Below are 2,695 nucleotides of genomic sequence, written 5' to 3'. Positions count from 1 at the left end.
AGCTGATATTCTCGCCGCCGCGGATGATGATGTCCTTCTTGCGGTCGACGATGAAGAGATAGCCGTCGTCGTCCAGATAGCCGATGTCGCCGGTGCGGAAATAGCCGTCGGCGGTGAACGCCGCCGCCGTCGCGTCGGGCCGCCCCCAATATTCGGTGAAGTTCGCCGCCGTCCGGATCGCCACCTCGCCGCGCGCGCCCGTCGCCAACGGCCGCCCGGCATCGTCCAGGATCGCCAGGTCGACTAGCGGCGGCGAGGGCCGACCCGCCGAGGTCGGCTTGGCGAGGTAGTTCTCGCGCCAGTTGCCGGTGCCGACCGCATTGGTCTCGGTCAGGCCATAGCCGATCAGCGGCGCGCCCCCTCCATCTGGGCCGCCCATCTCCTCCTTGATCCGCTTGACGTGCTCGGCCGGGCGGGGCGCGCCGCCGGCGGCGAAGTCGGTCACGGTCGACAGGTCGTAGTCGGACCGGCGCGGATGGGTCAGGATCTCGAAGCTCATCAGCGGCACGCCGACGAAATAGCTGATCCGCTCCTGCTGGATCAGCCGCATCGCCTCCTCCGCATCCCATTTGGGCATCAGCACCAGCTTGCGCCCCATCGCGAAGCTCTGGAGGAAGACCGGGATCTCGGCGGTGACGTGGAACAGCGGCACGTTGAGCAGCGTGGAGGGCTGTTCCCCCGTCGCCGCGCCGTCCTCCATCGCCATGCCGAGCACGACCAGCGCCTGCGCCAGATAGTTGAGGATGGCCTGCAGCACCGCGCCGTGGGTGGAGATCGCGCCCTTGGACTGGCCCGTCGAGCCGGAAGTGAACAGGATCGTCGCCCGGTCCGCCGGCCCCAGCTCGGGCAACGCCGCGCCTTCGCCGGCCAACGGCGCGATCGCATCGGGGAGCGCCACCATGTCGTCCAGCTCGATCGCCGTCGGCAGCCCGTCGACCGCGCGCAATCGCGCCATGCGCGGCGCGTCGGCGACGATCAGCGAGCAGGTCACGTCATGCACGGCCGCGGCCAGCTCTTCGGCCTGCCACCAGCCGTTGAGCAGCGTCGCGACGCCCCCCGCGATCAGCACGCCCATATAGGTCGCGATCCAGGCCGGCGAGTTGCGCATCGCGATCCCGACCCGATCGCCCCGCCCCACCCCGCGCGCGACCAGCCCGTGAGCGACCCGCACCGCCTGCGCGTGGACCTCGGCGAAGGTCAGCCGTTCGGGGCCGGCGACCAGAAAGGTCTTGTCGCCATGCTCGGCCGCATAATGCGCCATGTAGTGCGCCAGGCTCGGCGGCGCGGCGGTGATGACCGGCAGGTCCACGCCCCAGCGCGACGGCGCCGTCCCCACCGGCAGCGGCCCGCCCGGCGCGGTCAGGCCCGCCATGGCTGCGTTCATCCGTTGATCGAGCGCGCTCGGCATCGCCCCTCTCCGCTTGGTTCTTTACGCCTCCCTCCTTATGCAGCCCGCCATGCCTGGGGAAAAGCCTTGATCCTGCCCGCCCTCCTCGCCGCCGCCGGTGACCCGGCCGGCCATCTCCGTTTCGCCGATCTGGGGCTGCACCCGGACGTGTTCCCGCGCTGGCACCCGTTCGGCTTCGCCCTGCGCTGGTACAGCCTCGCCTACATCACCGGCATCATCGTCGGCTGGTGGTATCTCCTGAAGCTGCTCGCCCAGCCGGGCGGGCCGATGGCCCGGCGGCATGCCGACGACCTGGTGTTCTACGCCACGCTCGGCATCATCCTGGGCGGCCGGATCGGCTATGTCCTGTTCTACGCGCCCGAGATGATCGCGCGCCCGCTCAGCATCCTGCGGCTGTGGGACGGCGGCATGAGCTTCCACGGCGGCGTGATCGGCACCTCGCTGGGGCTGATCCTGTTCGCGCGCAAGCACGGGCTGAATTGGCTGCGCGTCCACGATTACGTCGCATGCTGCGTGCCGTTCGGGCTGTTCTTCGGCCGGCTCGCCAATTTCGTGAACGGCGAGCTGTGGGGCAAGCCGTCGAACGCGGCGTGGGCGATCGTGTTCGAGCGCACGGTGACGAGCGACCTGCCCGAGCCCGCGCGTCATCCCAGCCAGCTCTACGAGGCGGGGCTGGAGGGCATCCTGCTCTTCGCGCTGCTGTGGTTCGCGTTCTGGCGCACGAAGGCGCGCTACGATCCGGGCAAGCTCGTCGGGCTATTCCTGCTCGGCTACGGCCTGTGCCGTTACCTAGTCGAGTTCTTCCGCGAGCCGGACCGGCAATATGCCACCGGCCTGCTCGGCACGGCCGGCACGCATATGGGCCAGCTGCTGTGCGTGCCGATGCTGCTCGGCGGCGCCTATCTGATCGCCACCGCCGCCGGCCGCCGCCAGCGGGTGGAGCCGACCTGGGGCACGGAGAGCGTGGCCTGACTTCCCCTTCCGCGAGCGGGAAAGGAGACGACGGCCCGCTCCCCGAACGCCTCGCCCGCGCGATCACGCTCGCCGGGCCGATCCCGCTCTCGCAGTTCATGGCCGCCGCCAACGCGCATTATTACGCCACGCGCGACCCGCTGGGCGCCGCCGGCGATTTCACCACCGCGCCGGAGATCAGCCAGATGTTCGGCGAGCTGGTCGGCCTGTGGGGCGCAGACCTGTGGGACCGGGCGGGGCGGCCCCGCCTTGCATGGGTGGAGCTCGGCCCCGGCCGCGGCACCCTCGCCGCCGACGCGCGCCGCGCGATGGCCA

The 2,695-nt window shown here is 70.7% G+C and carries 3 protein-coding genes; 2 read left to right on the top strand and 1 reads right to left on the bottom strand.

The window, feature by feature from the left end:
• Positions 1 to 1,408, bottom strand: a 1,408-nt coding sequence (locus ACFE64_RS15560) for a class I adenylate-forming enzyme family protein (protein ID WP_375393362.1), incomplete at its 3' end; no start/stop codon positions are given.
• A 66-nt stretch (positions 1,409 to 1,474) separates the two neighbouring features.
• On the opposite strand from ACFE64_RS15560, the gene lgt reads away from it, so the two are divergent.
• Positions 1,475 to 2,380 (top strand): prolipoprotein diacylglyceryl transferase, encoded by a 906-nt coding sequence (gene lgt / locus ACFE64_RS15555; RefSeq protein WP_375393361.1) that lies wholly within the window; start codon positions 1,475 to 1,477, stop codon positions 2,378 to 2,380.
• Positions 2,381 to 2,478: 98 nt separating this feature from the next.
• Positions 2,479 to 2,695: SAM-dependent methyltransferase (locus ACFE64_RS15550; RefSeq protein ID WP_375393360.1), on the top strand; the 217-nt coding region annotated here is incomplete at its 3' end.

The organism is uncultured Sphingomonas sp. (assembly GCF_964250165.1).
Classification (GTDB): Bacteria; Pseudomonadota; Alphaproteobacteria; order Sphingomonadales; family Sphingomonadaceae; genus Sphingomonas.
The sequence above is the reverse complement of the archived record's forward strand: the minus strand, read 5'-3'. Positions and strand labels throughout refer to the sequence as shown.